Origin of the sequence: Kitasatospora sp. NPDC092039 (assembly GCF_044756065.1) — a bacterium.
In the GTDB taxonomy this organism is placed as follows: Bacteria; Actinomycetota; Actinomycetes; order Streptomycetales; family Streptomycetaceae; genus Kitasatospora.
Genome location: NZ_JBIVSD010000004.1, coordinates 439,795 through 454,470, shown reverse-complemented (window position 1 = coordinate 454,470; position 14,676 = coordinate 439,795). Strand labels below are relative to the sequence as shown.

Annotated in this window: 15 protein-coding genes; all 15 read left to right on the top strand. The window is 73.7% G+C overall.

Annotated features, from left to right (window positions below; genetic code table 11):
- Positions 1–126: 126 nt before the first annotated feature.
- Positions 127–1,161, top strand: coding sequence for a heat-inducible transcriptional repressor HrcA (gene hrcA / locus ACIQI7_RS11680; RefSeq protein WP_401107772.1), 1,035 nt, complete (start codon positions 127–129; stop codon positions 1,159–1,161).
- A 76-nt stretch (positions 1,162–1,237) separates the two neighbouring features.
- Positions 1,238–2,377, top strand: a complete 1,140-nt coding sequence (dnaJ, locus tag ACIQI7_RS11675; RefSeq protein ID WP_387748296.1) for a molecular chaperone DnaJ — start codon at positions 1,238–1,240, stop codon at positions 2,375–2,377.
- A 90-nt stretch (positions 2,378–2,467) separates the two neighbouring features.
- The gene (locus ACIQI7_RS11670; RefSeq protein ID WP_401107769.1) at positions 2,468–3,217 is read left to right on the top strand and encodes a 16S rRNA (uracil(1498)-N(3))-methyltransferase; all 750 of its coding nucleotides are present in this window, start codon (positions 2,468–2,470) and stop codon (positions 3,215–3,217) included.
- Positions 3,218–3,347: 130 nt separating this feature from the next.
- The gene (locus ACIQI7_RS11665; protein WP_401107767.1) at positions 3,348–6,608 is read left to right on the top strand and encodes a PDZ domain-containing protein; all 3,261 of its coding nucleotides are present in this window, start codon (positions 3,348–3,350) and stop codon (positions 6,606–6,608) included.
- A gap of 118 nt (positions 6,609–6,726) precedes the next feature.
- On the top strand, positions 6,727–7,482 hold the full coding sequence (locus ACIQI7_RS11660) for an RDD family protein (protein ID WP_401107764.1): 756 nt from the start codon (positions 6,727–6,729) through the stop codon (positions 7,480–7,482).
- 52 nt (positions 7,483–7,534) lie between these two features.
- Positions 7,535–7,888, top strand: a complete 354-nt coding sequence (locus ACIQI7_RS11655; RefSeq protein ID WP_387748304.1) for a histidine triad nucleotide-binding protein — start codon at positions 7,535–7,537, stop codon at positions 7,886–7,888.
- A gap of 6 nt (positions 7,889–7,894) precedes the next feature.
- Positions 7,895–8,818, top strand: a complete 924-nt coding sequence (locus ACIQI7_RS11650; RefSeq protein ID WP_401107761.1) for a ribonuclease Z — start codon at positions 7,895–7,897, stop codon at positions 8,816–8,818.
- A 356-nt stretch (positions 8,819–9,174) separates the two neighbouring features.
- On the top strand, positions 9,175–10,206 hold the full coding sequence (locus ACIQI7_RS11645; RefSeq protein WP_387749256.1) for a PhoH family protein: 1,032 nt from the start codon (positions 9,175–9,177) through the stop codon (positions 10,204–10,206).
- A 14-nt stretch (positions 10,207–10,220) separates the two neighbouring features.
- Positions 10,221–10,715 (top strand): rRNA maturation RNase YbeY, encoded by a 495-nt coding sequence (gene ybeY / locus ACIQI7_RS11640; RefSeq protein ID WP_030061268.1) that lies wholly within the window; start codon positions 10,221–10,223, stop codon positions 10,713–10,715.
- A gap of 19 nt (positions 10,716–10,734) precedes the next feature.
- Positions 10,735–12,060, top strand: a complete 1,326-nt coding sequence (locus tag ACIQI7_RS11635; RefSeq protein ID WP_387748308.1) for a hemolysin family protein — start codon at positions 10,735–10,737, stop codon at positions 12,058–12,060.
- Positions 12,061–12,093: 33 nt separating this feature from the next.
- Positions 12,094–12,330 carry a hypothetical protein gene (locus ACIQI7_RS11630; RefSeq protein WP_401107759.1) on the top strand — a complete coding sequence of 79 codons (237 nt, stop codon included), beginning with the start codon at positions 12,094–12,096 and terminating at the stop codon, positions 12,328–12,330.
- Between the two features lie 36 nt (positions 12,331–12,366).
- The gene (locus tag ACIQI7_RS11625; RefSeq protein WP_387748312.1) at positions 12,367–12,915 is read left to right on the top strand and encodes a DUF4383 domain-containing protein; all 549 of its coding nucleotides are present in this window, start codon (positions 12,367–12,369) and stop codon (positions 12,913–12,915) included.
- Between the two features lie 28 nt (positions 12,916–12,943).
- Positions 12,944–13,297: a cytidine deaminase gene (locus ACIQI7_RS11620; RefSeq protein WP_387748314.1), complete on the top strand. Its 354-nt coding sequence runs from the start codon at positions 12,944–12,946 to the stop codon at positions 13,295–13,297.
- 189 nt (positions 13,298–13,486) lie between these two features.
- A complete protein-coding gene (locus tag ACIQI7_RS11615; RefSeq protein ID WP_401107755.1) occupies positions 13,487–13,663 on the top strand; it encodes a hypothetical protein in 177 nt (58 codons plus the stop codon).
- 70 nt (positions 13,664–13,733) lie between these two features.
- A complete protein-coding gene (gene era, locus ACIQI7_RS11610) occupies positions 13,734–14,663 on the top strand; it encodes a GTPase Era (RefSeq protein WP_030290771.1) in 930 nt (309 codons plus the stop codon).
- Positions 14,664–14,676 lie beyond the last annotated feature (13 nt).

The following is a 14,676-nucleotide window of genomic DNA, read 5'->3' as shown; positions in this document are numbered from 1 at the left end:
CTTACACTGGCAGGTACGGTTTTGGCACTCGCGTGTTCAGAGTGCCAAGGCCGAGGGCCTCCCGGAGCGGCCCGCAGCAACGAGGGACACAGTCGGACAACGTGCGAAGACGGAGGTGCGTGCCCCATGGCCGGTGAGGTCCGCCAGCTGGACGAACGCAAGCTCGCCGTGCTCCGCGCGATCGTGCAGGACTACGTGGGCACCGAGGAGCCGGTCGGCTCCAAGGCCCTGGTGGAACGGCACAACCTCGGGGTCTCGCCGGCGACCGTCCGCAACGACATGGCGGCGCTGGAGGAGGAGGGTTACATCCACCAGCCGCACACCAGCGCCGGCCGGATCCCGACCGACAAGGGGTACCGCCTCTTCGTCGACAAGCTCGCCGAGGTCAAGCCGATGAGCGCCCCCGAGCGCCGGGCCATCCGGCACTTCCTGGACGGCGCGGTCGACCTGGACGACGTGGTCGCCCGCACGGTGCGGCTGCTCGCCCAGCTGACCCGGCAGGTCGCGGTGGTGCAGTACCCCTCGTTGACGCGCTCCACCGTCCGGCACATCGAGCTGGTGGCGCTCGCCCCGGCGAAGGTGATGCTGGTCCTGATCACCAACACCGGCCGGGTCGAGCAGCGGATGGTCGACTGCCCGGGCCCGGTCGGCGAGACGGTGCTGGCGGACCTCCGGGCCCGGATCAACGCGAGAGCCGCCGGCCGGCGCCTCCCGGAGGTCCCCGGGCTGCTGGAGGAGCTGCCCGCGCAGTTCGAGCAGGCCGACCGGCCGACCGTCAGCACGGTCCTGGCGACCCTGTTCGAGACGCTCGCCGAGCAGAACGAGGAGCGGATCATGCTGGCCGGCACGGCCAACCTGACCCGCTTCGGGCACGACTTCCCGCTCTCCATCCAGCCGGTGCTGGAGGCCCTGGAGGAGCAGGTCGTCCTGCTCCGCCTCCTGGGTGAGACCGCGGACGCCGCGATGACGGTCCGGATCGGGCGGGAGAACGCCTACGAGGGGCTGACTTCCACGTCGATCGTCTCGGTCGGCTACGGTTCGGGCGACGAGAGCGTGGCGAAACTGGGTGTGATCGGTCCGACCCGGATGGACTATCCGGGCACAATGGGGGCGGTGCGAGCGGTGGCGCGGTACGTGGGCCAGATCCTGGCCGAGTCCTAGCAAGCGGCCGTCGTCGGAAATCCGGCGGCGGCGACCAGTCGCAGCACTACTACAGGCGGAACAAGCGGAGCATTTGGTGGCCACGGACTACTACGCGGTACTCGGCGTCCGACGGGATGCGGGGCAGGACGAGATCAAGAAGGCGTTCCGGCGCCTGGCACGCGAACTGCACCCGGACGTCAACCCGGACCCGAAGACGCAGGAGCGGTTCAAGGAGATCAACGCCGCCTACGAGGTGCTCTCCGATCCGCAGAAGCGCCAGGTCTACGACCTCGGCGGGGACCCGCTGTCCCCGGGCGGCGGCGGAGCGGGCGGCTTCGGGGCAGGTGCGGCCGGCTTCGGCTTCTCCGACATCATGGACGCCTTCTTCGGCGCCGCGGCCGGCCAGCGCGGCCCGCGCTCGCGCACCCGCCGCGGCCAGGACGCCATGATCCGGCTGGAAATCACCCTGGAGGAGGCCGCCTTCGGCACCACCAAGGAGCTCCAGGTCGACACCGCGGTCACCTGCACCACCTGCAGTGGCGAGGGCGCGGCCCCCGGCACCTCGGCGCAGACCTGTGACATGTGCCGCGGCAAGGGCGAGGTCTCCCAGGTCACCCGGTCCTTCCTGGGCCAGGTCATGACCTCCCGCCCCTGCCCGCAGTGCCAGGGCTTCGGCACCGTCGTGCCGACCCCGTGCCCGGAGTGCGCCGGCGACGGCCGGGTCCGGGCCCGCCGCACCCTGACCGTCAAGATCCCGGCCGGTGTCGACAACGGCACCCGGATCCAGCTGGCCGGCGAGGGCGAGGTCGGCCCCGGCGGCGGCCCGGCCGGCGACCTGTACGTGGAGATCGCCGAGACCACCCACAACATCTTCCAGCGGCGCGGGGACGACCTGCACTGCACCGTCACCATCCCGATGACGGCGGCCGCGCTCGGCACCCAGGTGCCGCTGCAGACCCTGGACGGCCTGGAGGAGGTCGACATCCGGCCCGGCACCCAGTCCGGCCAGTCGATCCCGCTGCACGGCCGGGGCATCACCCACCTGCGCGGCGGCGGCCGGGGCGACCTGATAGTGCACGTCGAGGTGAAGACGCCCAGCAAGCTCGACGCCGAGCAGGAGGAGCTGCTGCGCCGCCTCGCGGTGCTGCGCGGCGAGGAGCGGCCGTCCGGCCAGTTCGCGCCGGGCCAGCAGGGCCTGTTCTCCCGGCTGAAGGACGCCTTCAACGGCCGGTAGCCGTCCGCGGAGGGGTGCCGGGGGGTGAGCCCCGGCACCCCTCCCGTGTTTCCCCCTCGGCCGCAGGCCCCTCCTGGAAAGGTCCCCGCCATGACCGCGCCCGTCTTCTTCGTCGAGACCGAGCGGATCGCCGCCGCCGTGCCCGGGGCCGTGGTGCGCCTGGACGGCCCGGAGGGGCGCCACGCGGCCGCGGTCAAGCGGCTGCAGCCGGGCGAGGCGGTGACCCTGGCCGACGGGCTGGGGCTCGGCGTGGACGGCACGGTCGCCGAGGTGCTCGGCAAGGACGAGATCGACGTGGCGGTCGCCGCCGTGCGCCGGGAGCCGGAGCCCGCGCCGCGGATCGTCGTGGTCCAGGCGCTGCCCAAGGGCGACCGCGGCGAACTGGCCGTGGAGACCATGACCGAGGTCGGCGTGGACGTGGTGATCCCGTGGTCCGCCTCGCGCTGCATCACCCAGTGGAAGGGCGAGCGCGGCGGCAAGGCCCTCGCCAAGTGGCGGGCCACCGCCCGGGAGGCGGGCAAGCAGTCCCGCCGGCTGCGCTTCCCCTTGGTCCGGGACGTCATGACCACCCGGCAGCTGACCCCCGTCCTGGCGCAGGCCGCGTTCGCCGCCGTGCTGCACGAGGAGGGCGCCGAGCCGCTGGCGCACGCCGGGCTGCCGGAGACCGGGGACATCGTCCTGGTGGTCGGCCCCGAGGGCGGGGTCTCCCCGGAGGAGCTGGCCGCCTTCGCCGAGGCGGGCGCCGAGCCGTACCGGCTGGGCCCCTCGGTGCTGCGCACCTCCACCGCCGGGGTGGCCGCCGGCGCACTGCTGCTCGGGCGCAGCGGCCGCTGGTCCTGACGGCGCCCGGAGGGCGCTCGGGGCGCCCGGGACGGCGCCCGGCGCGAGCGCGTCACGGCCGTCCGCGGGCGGCGCCGGGAGTCTGCCGAAAACGGCGCGGACCGTACGCGCGGCTGCCTAGGCTGGCCGGGTGACGGACTCCCTGAGCACCCCGGCCGGCGCCTACCTGCGCCATCCCCACCTGCACGGCGACCTGGTCGCCTTCGTCGCCGAGGACGACCTCTGGCTCGCCCCGCTGGACGGCGGCCGGGCCTGGCGGCTGACGGCGGACCACCTGCCGGTCCACCACCCGAGGTTCTCCCCGGACGGGCGGCACCTCGCCTTCACCTCCACCCGGGACGGCGCTCCGGAGGTGCACGTGGTGCCGGTGGACGGCGGTCCGTCGCGCCGGCTCACCCACTGGGGCAGCCACCAGACCCGGGTGCTCGGCTGGACCGACGACGGCCGCCCGATCGCGGCCACCGCCGCCGGCGAGTCCGGCTTCCGCCGCACCTGGGCGCACGCCGTGCCGCTGGACGGCGGCGAGCCGCTGCGGCTGCCGTACGGGCCGGTCGGCGGGCTCGCCTTCGAGCCGGGCGGCATGGGGGTCCCCCCGGCCGAAGGCCGGGGGAGGGTGCTGCTGGCCAGCGTCAACGGCCGTGACCCGGCCTGGTGGAAGCGGTACCGGGGCGGGCGGGCCGGCAAGCTGTGGCTCGGCCGGGACGAGTTCGTCCGCGTCCACGCGGAGCTGGACGGGCAGCTGGACTCGCCGCTCTGGGCCGGGGAGCGCATCGCCTTCCTCTCCGACCACGAGGGCGTCGGCGAGCTGTGGTCCAGCCGCCCGGACGGCACCGACCTGCGCCGCCACACCACCGACCCCGACGGCTTCTACGCCCGGAACGCCACCACCGACGGCATCCGGGTGGTCTTCCACCGGGCCGGCGACCTGTGGCTGCTGGACGACCTGGAGGGCGCCGAGCCGCGCCGGCTGGACGTCCGGCTGGCCGGCCCCCGGGCCGGGCGCCGTCCCCGCCCGGTGCCGGCCGCGCACTGGCTGGAGTCCGTCGCCCCCGACCGCACCGGCCGGGGCAGCGCCGTGGTGGTGCGCGGCAGCGTGCACTGGCTGACCCACCGCGAGGGCCCGGCCCGGGTGCTGGACGAGACCCCGGGCGTGCGCGGGCGCCTGGTCCGGGTGGTGCCGGGCGAGGACGGCGCCCAGGGCGTGCTGTGGGTGACCGACGCCGAGGGCGAGGACGCCCTGGAGTTCGCCCCCGACCTGCACGGCGAGGAGCGCCGCCGGCTCGCCGCGGGGCAGCTGGGCCGGGTCAACTCGCTGGTGGTCTCCCCGGACGGCAAGCAGGCCGCGCTCGGCGTGCACGACGGCCGGCTGCTGCTGGTCACGCTGGCCGACGGCGCCGTGCACGAGCTGGACCGCAGCGCCGACGGCGAGCCCGGCGGGCCGGTCTTCAGCCCGGACTCGGCCTGGCTGGCCTGGTCGCGCCCGGTGCGCGGGATGGGGCCGCACTCGCTGCGCCAGATCGTGCTGGCCAACCTGGCCACCCGGACGGTCGGCGAGGTCACCCAGCCGCGCTTCGTGGACACCTCGCCCTCCTTCACCGCGGACGGCCGCTACCTGGCCTTCCTGTCGGTGCGCAACTTCGACCCGGTCTACGACGCGCACGTCTTCGACCTGTCCTTCCCGAACGGCTGCCGCCCCTACCTGGTCACGCTGGCCGCCGACACGCCGTCCCCGTTCGGGCCGCAGCGGGCCGGGCGCCCGCTCGGCGGGGAGGAGGACGAGCCGAAGGCCGGGAAGGCGGACGGCGAGGAGGCGGCGGCCGGCGCCGCGCCGGTGACCAGGGTGGACCTGGACGGCATCGCCGACCGGATCGTCCCCTTCCCGGTCGAGGGCGGCCGCTTCGAGGAACTGGCCGCCGCCAAGGACGGCGTGCTCTGGACCAGGGCCCCGCTGACCGGCGAACTCGGCGACGGGGCCGCCTCCCTGGACGACGAGCGGCCCCGCCCGGTGCTGGAGCGCTTCGACCTGAGGAAGCGCCGGGTCGAGCAGCTGGTGCACGGCCTGGACGACTTCGCGGTCAGCGCGGACGGCACCCGGGTGGCCGTGCTGGACGAGGGCGAGCTGCGGGTCGTCCCGGCCGACCACAAGGGCAGCGACGACGAGGAGACCGCCGTCGACCTCGCCCGGCTGCGGGTGACCGTCGACCCGGCCGCCGAGTGGCGGCAGATGTACGCCGAGAACGGCCGGCTGATGCGGGACAACTTCTGGCGCCCCGACCTCTCCGGCGTCGACTGGGACGGGGTGCTGGAGCGCTACCGGCCGCTGGTCGAGCGGGTCGGCTCGCACGACGAACTGGTCGACCTGCTCTGGGAGGTGCACGGCGAACTCGGCACCTCGCACGCCTACGTGATGCCGTACGGCCGGTACACCGAGCCCGCCCGGCGCCAGGGCCTGCTCGGCGCCGACCTGGTCCGGGACGGCGAGCGGTGGCGGATCGGGCGGATCCTGCCCGGGGAGTCCTCCGACCCCAGGGCCCGCTCGCCGCTGGCCGCGCCCGGCGCCGCGATCCGCCCGGGCGACGCGCTGCTCGCCGTCAACGGCCGCCCGGTGGACCCGGTCACCGGGCCGGCCCCGCTGCTGGCCGGCACCGCCGGGCAGCCGGTCGAGCTGACCGTGGCCGGGAAGGACGGCACCGACCGGCGCCACCCGGTGGTCGTCCCGCTCGCCGACGAGGAGGCGCTGCGCTACCACGACTGGGTGGCCGGGCGGCGGGCCGCGGTGCGCGAACTGTCCGGCGGGCGGCTGGGCTACCTCCACCTGCCCGACATGCAGACGGCCGGCTGGGCGCAGCTGCACCGCGACCTGAGCACCGAGATGGCCAGGGAGGGCCTGGTCGTCGACGTCCGGGGGAACCGCGGCGGCCACACCTCGCAGCTGGTGATCGAGAAGCTGGCCCGCCGGATCATCGGCTGGGACGTCATCCGGGACACCGACCACCCGGTGCCCTACCCGGCGGACGCCCCGCGCGGGCCGGTGGTCGCGCTCGCCGACGAGTTCACCGGCTCGGACGGCGACGTGGTCAACGCCGCCGTCCAGGCGCTCGGGATCGGCCCGGTGGTCGGCACCCGCACCTGGGGCGGGGTGATCGGCATCGACAGCCGCTACCGGCTGGTCGACGGCACCCTGGTCACCCAGCCCAAGTACGCGCTCTGGCTGGAGAACTACGGCTGGGGCCTGGAGAACCACGGGGTCGACCCGGACGTCGAGGTGCCGTTCGCCCCGCACCACTGGGCGGCCGGCGAGGACCCGCAGCTGGCCGAGGGCGTCCGGATCGCCCTGGCGGGGCTGGCCGAGACCCCGGCCCGCACGGCGCCACCGCTGCCCTGGCTCTGACCGGTCGGCCGGGGGTGCTCCGGAGCGGGAAGTCGGCCCGTCCGACCTCCTGCTCCGGAGCCCGGGGCGTGGGTAGGATGCGGGGCTGCTCTTGATCCACAGCTCACGGGGGAACCACATGGCGCAGGGCTACCCGCCGCCGCAGTACGGCCAGAATCCTTACGCACAGCAGCCGCAGCCCTATCCGCCGGCGCAGGCGCAGGGCTACCCGCCGGCGCAGGCGCAGGGCTACCCGCCGGCGCAGGCGCAGGGCTACCCGCCGGCACAGCCGCAGGGCTACCCGCCGGCGCAGCCGTACCCGCCGCAGGGCGGCTACCCGCCGCCGCAGGCCCAGCCGCCGCAGGGGTACGCCCAGCCGTACCCGAACCCGCACCCGCGGCCCGGGCAGCCGCGGCGGGCGGCGCTGCCGCCGTGCCCCAAGGAGGCGGGCGGCGGCCGGCGGTTCCTGGCGATCGTGCTGGACTGGCTGTTCGCGGTCGGCCTCGGGTTCGTCGCCGCCAACGCCGCCAGCCGTCCGAAGACCCGGCACATGGCCGGCCACGCGGTGCAGAGCGGCGGGCCGGTGGTGCCCTACTTCGTGGCGCTGCTGGTGGTCGGCCTCGGCACGTCCTTCCTCAACCAGGTGGTGCTCGCCCGGCTGACCGGCTTCAGCGTGGGCAAGGGGATCATGGCGATGCGGGTGGTGCGCCGCAAGGGCGTGATGCGGCCGAACACCTGGCGGCTCACCAGGCGCTGGCTGCTCGGCTTCGTCATCCTCGCGGTCGCCTTCCTCGCCGAGGACTTCGACACCGACGACGGCGACGTCGTCGGCATGCGCGCGGTGCGCTGGAAGCACCTCCAGGAGTACCAGCAGGCCGTGGCCCGGCTCGGCTAGGCTGCGCCCGTACCGCCCCACCACCCGACGTACCGATCCCGAGGAGAGAGCCATGGCCGGCGAGCCGCAGCCCGACTGCCTGTTCTGCAAGATCGTGGCGGGCGAGATCCCGGCGACCGTGGTGCGCAAGACCGAGCGCATCCTCGCCTTCCGCGACATCGCCCCCAAGGCGCCCGTGCACGTGCTGGTGATCCCGCACGTCCACTACCCGAACGCGGCCGCGCTGGCCGCCGCCGAGCCGGAGACCGCCGGCGAACTGCTCGCCGAGGCGGGCGCGGTGGCCAGGGACGAGGGCATCGAGGACTACCGGCTGATCTTCAACACGGGTGCGGGCGCCGGGCAGACCGTCTTCCACGCGCACGTCCACGTGCTCGGCGGCAAGCCGATGACCGAGCGCATGGTCTGACCGCGGGTGTCCCAGCGCGAACTCGTCGTCCTCGGCACCGCCAGCCAGGTGCCCACCCGGAACCGCAACCACAACGGCTACCTGCTGCGCTGGGACGGCGAGGGCCTGCTGTTCGACCCCGGCGAGGGCACCCAGCGCCAGATGCTGCACGCCGGGGTCACCGCCACCCAGATCACCAGGATCGCGGTCACCCACTTCCACGGGGACCACTGCCTGGGCCTCGCCGGGGTGATCCAGCGGATCAACCTGGACCGGGTCCCGCACCCGGTCGACGTCTACTTCCCGGCCTCCGGCGAGGTCTACTTCGAGCGGCTGCGGCACTCCACCGCCTACCACGAGACGGCCGTGCTGCGGCCCCGGCCGATCGACGAGGCCGGGCCGCTGCCCGCGCCCGGCGCCCGCTTCGCGCTGGACGCCGTCCGGCTGGACCACCCGGTGGAGTCCTTCGGCTACCGGCTGTCCGAGCCGGACGGCCGCCGACTGGTGCCGGAGCGGCTCGCCGCGTCCGGCGTGCGCGGCCCGGCGGTGGGCCGCCTCCAGCACGAGGGCGCGATCGAGGTGGACGGCCGCACCGTCACCCTGGGCGAGGTTAGCGAGCCGCGGCCGGGCCAGAAGTTCGCCTTCGTGATGGACACCCGGCTGTGCGAGGGCGTGCACGAGCTCGCCGAGGGCGCCGACCTGCTGGTCGTCGAGGCGACCTTCACCGACGCCGACGCCCGGCTCGCCGAGGAGCACGGCCACCTCACCGCGGGGCAGGCGGCCAAGGCCGCCGCCGAGGCCGGGGTGCGCACCCTGGTGCTGACCCACTTCTCCCAGCGCTACCCGGACCTCGGCCAGCACCTGGCCGACGCCCGCAAGCACTTCGACGGGGAGCTGGTGCTGGCCGCCGACCTCGACCGGGTGCCCGTCCCGGCCCGCCGCCCGTCGTGACGGCCGCCACCGCCGCGGCCGCCGCGAGCGCCTCCGGCGCCGGGGGCGGGAAGACCGGGCGCGCCGCGAGCGCTGTGAAGGTCGTGAACAGCCCGAAAAAGGGTTCGCGTCGGCCCGCGAACTGCCGCAGCATCGTCGGGTGCGGCCCCGCCGCCCGCCACGGCGATCACGGTCGCGGCGTACCCTGGTGCCCCGGAGACACCGAGCGGCACCCGACACCACGGATGGGATGAGGCAGGCCCCAGCGCCGACCTATGAGTGACACATCGCAGACCCGTACCAACGGACAGCCGCGCCCCGAACCGGCCGACGACGGCCGCGTCAGCACCCGGATCGTCATCCCCGAGAAGCACCCGATGGTCACCCTGCTCGGCACCGCGGACTCGCTGCTGCGCGTGATCGAGCGGGGCTTCCCCGCCGCCGACATCCACGTGCGCGGCAACGAGGTGACCGCCACCGGGGCCCGGGCCGAGGTCGCCCTCGTCCAGCGGCTCCTGAACGAGATGATGCTGGTGCTGCGCACCGGCCAGCCCCTGACGGAGGACTCCGTGGAGCGCTCCATCGCCATGCTCCGCAGCCAGGAGCAGGACCCGGACAGCCCGGCGCCCTCCCAGGTGTTCACCGCGAACATCCTGTCCAACCGGGGCCGCACGATCCGCCCGAAGACCCTCAACCAGCAGCGCTACGTCGAGGCGATCGACAAGCACACGATCGTCTTCGGCCTCGGCCCGGCCGGCACCGGCAAGACCTACCTGGCGATGGCCAAGGCCGTCCAGGCCCTCCAGGCCAAGGAGGTCAACCGGATCATCCTGACCCGTCCGGCGGTCGAGGCGGGGGAGCGGCTGGGCTTCCTGCCCGGCACCCTCTACGAGAAGATCGACCCGTACCTGCGCCCGCTGTACGACGCGCTGCACGACATGATGGACCCGGACTCCATCCCGCGCCTGATGGCGGCCGGCACCATCGAGGTCGCCCCGCTCGCGTACATGCGCGGCCGCACCCTCAACGACGCCTTCATCATCCTCGACGAGGCCCAGAACACCTCGCCCGAGCAGATGAAGATGTTCCTCACCCGCCTCGGGTTCAACTCCCGGGTGGTGGTCACCGGCGACACCAGCCAGATCGACCTCCCGGGCGGCACCCGCAGCGGCCTCAAGGTCGTCCAGGAGATCCTGGCCGACGTGCCCGACATCCACTTCTCCGTCCTCACCAGCACCGACGTGGTCCGCCACAAACTGGTCGGCCGGATCGTGGACGCCTACGAGCGCTGGGACGCCCGCCAGGAGGCCGAGGACGCCGCACCGGCGGCCCGCAAGCCCGCCCAGCGGCGCACCGGCAAGGCCACCGCGCCCCGCGCACCCCGACAGTCCCATCGCACCGAAAGCTGAGCACACAGCCCGTCATGTCGATCGACATCGCCAACGAGTCCGGTTGGGACGCCGACGAGGAAGCCATCCTCGACGTCGCCCGCTTCGCCCTGGACAAGATGCGGATCCACCCGCAGTCCGAACTGTCCGTGATCCTGGTGGACGGTGCGGCGATGGAGGAGCTGCACATCCAGTGGATGGACCTCCCCGGGCCCACGGACGTGATGTCCTTCCCGATGGACGAGCTGCGGCCCGGCAAGGAGGGCGAGGAGCTGCCGCAGGGCCTGCTCGGCGACATCGTGCTCTGCCCCGAGGTCGCCGAGCAGCAGGGCAAGGCGGCCCCCTCCAAGCACTCGATGGACGAGGAGCTGCAACTGCTCACCGTGCACGGCGTGCTGCACGTCCTCGGCTACGACCACGAGGAGCCGGAGGAAGAGGAGGAGATGTTCGCCCTCCAGAAGCGCATCCTGGACGACTGGCGGGCGGGCCGCGGCCTCGGCGGCATCTCCCCGGCCCCCACCACCCACTGAGCGCGGAGCCCGAACCCCTGTGAGTGGTGAGAGTACGAGCTTCATCCTCGGTGCCGTGCTGCTCGTCGTGCTCGGCTGGCTGGCCGCGTGCGCCGAGGCGGGCATCTCCCGGGTCTCCCGGTTCCGGGCGGAGGAGGCGGTGCGCAGCGGCCGGCGCGGTTCCGCGCGGCTGCTGACCGTCGCCTCCGACCCGATCCGCTACCTCAACCTGGCCACCCTGATCCGGGTGGCCAGCGAGATGGCGGCGGCCGTCCTGGTCACCGTGGTCTGCGTGCGCAACGTCAGCCCGACCTGGCAGGCCGTGCTGCTGGCGTTCGGCGTGATGGTGCTGGTGTCCTTCGTCGCGGTGGGGGTCTCGCCGCGCACGATCGGGCGCCAGCACCCGCTCACCACCGCGACCGCGGCCTCCTTCGTGCTGCTGCCGCTGGCGGCGGTGCTGGGCCCGATCCCGCGGCTGCTGATCCTGCTCGGCAACGCGCTGACCCCGGGCAAGGGCTACCGGGAGGGCCCGTTCGCCTCCGAGGCGGAGCTGCGGTCCCTGGTGGACCTCGCCGAGAAGGACGACCTGATCGAGGACGAGGAGCGCCGGATGGTGCACTCGGTCTTCGAGCTGGGCGACACCATCGTGCGCGAGGTGATGGTGCCGCGCACCGACCTGGTGATGATCGAGCGGCACAAGACCGTCCGGCAGGCGCTCACCCTGGCGCTGCGCTCGGGCTTCTCGCGGATCCCGGTGGTGGGCGACAGCGAGGACGACGTGGTCGGCATCGTCTACCTCAAGGACCTGGTGCGGCGCACCCACATCAACCGGGAGGCGGAGTCCGAGGAGGTCGGCGCGGTGATGCGCCCGGCCGTCTTCGTCCCGGACTCCAAGCCGGCCGGCGACCTGCTGCGCGAGATGCAGCAGCGCCGTTCGCACGTGGCGATCGTGATCGACGAGTACGGCGGCACGGCCGGCCTGGTCACCATCGAGGACATCCTGGAGGAGATCGTCGGCGAGATCACCGACGAGTACGACCGGGAGATCGCCCCGGTGGAGGACCTCGGCGACGGCTCGTACCGGATCACCGCCCGGCTGCTGGTGGAGGACCTGGGCGAGCTGTTCGGCATCGAGCTGGAGGACGAGGACGTCGAGACCGTCGGCGGCCTGCTGGCCAAGCACCTGGGCCGGGTGCCGATCCCCGGATCGTCCTGCGAGATCCCGCTGCCCGAGCCGGTCGACGGCGGTCTGACCGGCATCCTGCTGACCGCCGAGTCCTCGGCCGGCCGCCGCAACCGGATCGGCTCCATGGTCGCCGCCCCCGTCCGGGGCACCGACGGGGCCGGGGTCCCGGCGGGCGAGTAGCGGGTGGGCGGTCGCCGAGCGACCATGGAGGGCATGACGCACAAACTTCGCGCGGAGTACGGCCCGCAGGGGGCGGCCGGCGGAGTCAAGTCCTGGCACGTGGTGCGGGACGAGGACCTGTCGGCGGCGCTCTGCGGCCGGACGGTGTCCGACGACGCCGAGACGCGGCCCGAGCAGGAGTGGGGCACCGGGCTGCGCTGCTGCCAGCAGTGCGGCTCGCTCTACATGCACGAGACGCCGCACATGGAGAAGCTCCATCCCTACAGCTAGGCCCGGCCGGACCACGGCCGGGCTCTGGAGGCCGCCATGAAGCTGCAAGACTCGCTGAAGCCCGTCGACCGCCGACTCGCCCTGGTGTGGCGGATCGGAGCGGGGCTGGGGGGGATCTTCCTGATCGTGTTCGGATGCCTGGGGCTGGCCGACCACCCCGGCTTCCTGGCCACCCACGGTGACCGGATCGCCGGGCTGTCGACCAACGGGGCGCTGAGCATCCTGTCCATCGTGGTGGGCGCGATCCTGGTGCTGGGGGCGGTGATCGGCGGGAACTTCGCGTCCAACCTCAACATGGCGGCGGGCGTGCTGTTCGTCCTGTCCGGCTTCTACGGGCTGACGGTGCTCGGGCGGCCGGACGCGAACATCCTCAACTTCCGGATGTCGAACGTGCTGTTCGCGTTCGTCTTCGGGATCGTCCTGACGACCTTCGGGATGTACGGCCGGGTGAGCAGCCACCTGCCGCACGACAACCCGTTCTGGCGCGAGCGCGTCGAGCAGGAGGAGCCTCTGCCGACCGGGCCGAAGACCTTCGTCAAGGTCCTCAGGCCGAACCCGGGGCGGACCCACCCGGTCGGCCACTGACCGGCGCCGGGTGCCTATGCTCGGCGGCATGAGTGACATCGTCGAGCTCGACCCCGAAGACAAGAAGATCATCACCCTGGCCCGCTCGGCCCGCGCCCGCAACGGCGTCGCCGAGGGGGCCGCGGTGCGTGACGAGACCGGACGCACCTACGTGGCCGGGACGGTCGCGCTGGAGTCGCTGCGGCTGAGCGCCCTGCAGACGGCGGTGGCGATGGCGGTGGCCAGCGGCGCCCGGTCGCTGGAGGCGGCGGCCGTGGTGAGCGAGGCGCAGCAGCCGGCCGAGGCTGACCTGGCGGCCGTGCGGGACCTGGGCGGGGCCGGGACGCCGGTGCTGCTGGCCGGGCCGGACGGGACGCTGCGGGTGTCCGCCGAGGCCCGCTGAGACCGTCCCCGGCGAGGGCTGGTGCCGGGGCTCGGTACCGGGCCGGCGAGGGGCCGGCGTCGTGGCTGCCCGGGGCCCGGCCGGGGCCCGGGGCGGCCCTCGGCGGCGGTACCGCCCGGCACGGTCCCGGCCAGGTCCGGCGGCGGATAATCTCACCGGGGGAGTGGACTCGGTGAGGGGGCTGGGGGCATGGGGGCGGTGGCGTTCTTCGCCGGGCTGCTGCTGTTCGTGATGGGGCTGGGCAAGTGGCAGGAGACCGGGTCGGAGGTCTGGCTGTTCGGCTCGCTCGGCTTCCTGCTGGTGCTGGTGGTGGTCTCGCTGATCCCCACCGACGGCACCGGCGGGAAGGGCGGGAAGAAGGGCTGAGCGCGCCCCCGGGCGGCGTCGGGGGTGGGCCCGGACAGCGGGGCTCCGGTGATCAGGGAGAATGGAGCCCATGAATGCCCCTTCCTCCTCGTACCGCTCCGGGTTCGCGTGCTTCGTCGGCCGGCCCAACGCGGGCAAGTCGACCCTGACCAACGCCCTGGTGGGGACGAAGGTCGCGATCACCTCCGACCGCCCGCAGACCACCCGGCACACCGTGCGCGGCATCGTGCACCGCCCGGACGCCCAGCTCGTGCTGGTCGACACCCCCGGTCTGCACAAGCCGCGCACCCTGCTCGGCGAGCGCCTCAACGACCTGGTCCGCACCACCTGGGCCGAGGTCGACGTGATCGGCTTCTGCCTGCCCGCCGACCAGAAGATCGGTCCCGGCGACAAGTTCATCGCCAAGGAGATCGCCGGGATCAAGAAGACCCCGAAGGTCGCCATCGTCACCAAGACCGACCTGGTCGACTCCAAGCGCCTGGCCGAACAGCTCATCGCGATCCAGCAGCTCGGCGTCGAGCTGGGCTTCGAGTGGGCCGAGATCATCCCGGTCTCCGCGGTGGGCGACAAGCAGGTGGAGCTGGTCGCCGACCTGCTCACCAAGCTGCTGCCGGAGGGCGACCAGCTCTACCCGGAGGGCGACCTCACCGACGAGCCCGAGCAGATCATGGTCGCCGAGCTGATCCGCGAGGCCGCGCTGGAGGGCGTGCGCGACGAACTCCCGCACTCGCTGGCCGTGGTGGTCGAGGAGATGCTGCCGCGCGAGGGCCGCCCGGCGGACCGCCCGCTGCTGGACATCCACGCCAACGTCTACATCGAGCGGCAGAGCCAGAAGGCGATCGTGATCGGCGCCAAGGGCTCGCGGCTCAAGCACGTCGGCACCACCGCCCGCAAGCACATCGAGGCGCTGCTCGGCACGCCGGTCTACCTGGACCTGCACGTCAAGGTCGCCAAGGACTGGCAGCGCGACCCCAAGCAGCTGCGCAAGCTGGGCTTCTGAGCCCGGAATCCGA

What these genes read in the sequence shown, in the direction of transcription:
- hrcA (WP_401107772.1), top strand. Translation starts at nt 127, where the DNA reads ATGGCCGGTGAGGTCCGCCAGCTGGACGAACGCAAGCTCGCCGTGCTC.
- ACIQI7_RS11670 (WP_401107769.1), top strand. Translation starts at nt 2,468, where the DNA reads ATGACCGCGCCCGTCTTCTTCGTCGAGACCGAGCGGATCGCCGCCGCC.
- ACIQI7_RS11660 (WP_401107764.1), top strand. Translation starts at nt 6,727, where the DNA reads ATGGCGCAGGGCTACCCGCCGCCGCAGTACGGCCAGAATCCTTACGCA.
- ACIQI7_RS11655 (WP_387748304.1), top strand. Translation starts at nt 7,535, where the DNA reads ATGGCCGGCGAGCCGCAGCCCGACTGCCTGTTCTGCAAGATCGTGGCG.
- ACIQI7_RS11645 (WP_387749256.1), top strand. Translation starts at nt 9,175, where the DNA reads ATGGTCACCCTGCTCGGCACCGCGGACTCGCTGCTGCGCGTGATCGAG.
- ybeY (WP_030061268.1), top strand. Translation starts at nt 10,221, where the DNA reads ATGTCGATCGACATCGCCAACGAGTCCGGTTGGGACGCCGACGAGGAA.
- ACIQI7_RS11630 (WP_401107759.1), top strand. Translation starts at nt 12,094, where the DNA reads ATGACGCACAAACTTCGCGCGGAGTACGGCCCGCAGGGGGCGGCCGGC.
- ACIQI7_RS11625 (WP_387748312.1), top strand. Translation starts at nt 12,367, where the DNA reads ATGAAGCTGCAAGACTCGCTGAAGCCCGTCGACCGCCGACTCGCCCTG.
- ACIQI7_RS11620 (WP_387748314.1), top strand. Translation starts at nt 12,944, where the DNA reads ATGAGTGACATCGTCGAGCTCGACCCCGAAGACAAGAAGATCATCACC.
- ACIQI7_RS11615 (WP_401107755.1), top strand. Translation starts at nt 13,487, where the DNA reads ATGGGGGCGGTGGCGTTCTTCGCCGGGCTGCTGCTGTTCGTGATGGGG.
- era (WP_030290771.1), top strand. Translation starts at nt 13,734, where the DNA reads ATGAATGCCCCTTCCTCCTCGTACCGCTCCGGGTTCGCGTGCTTCGTC.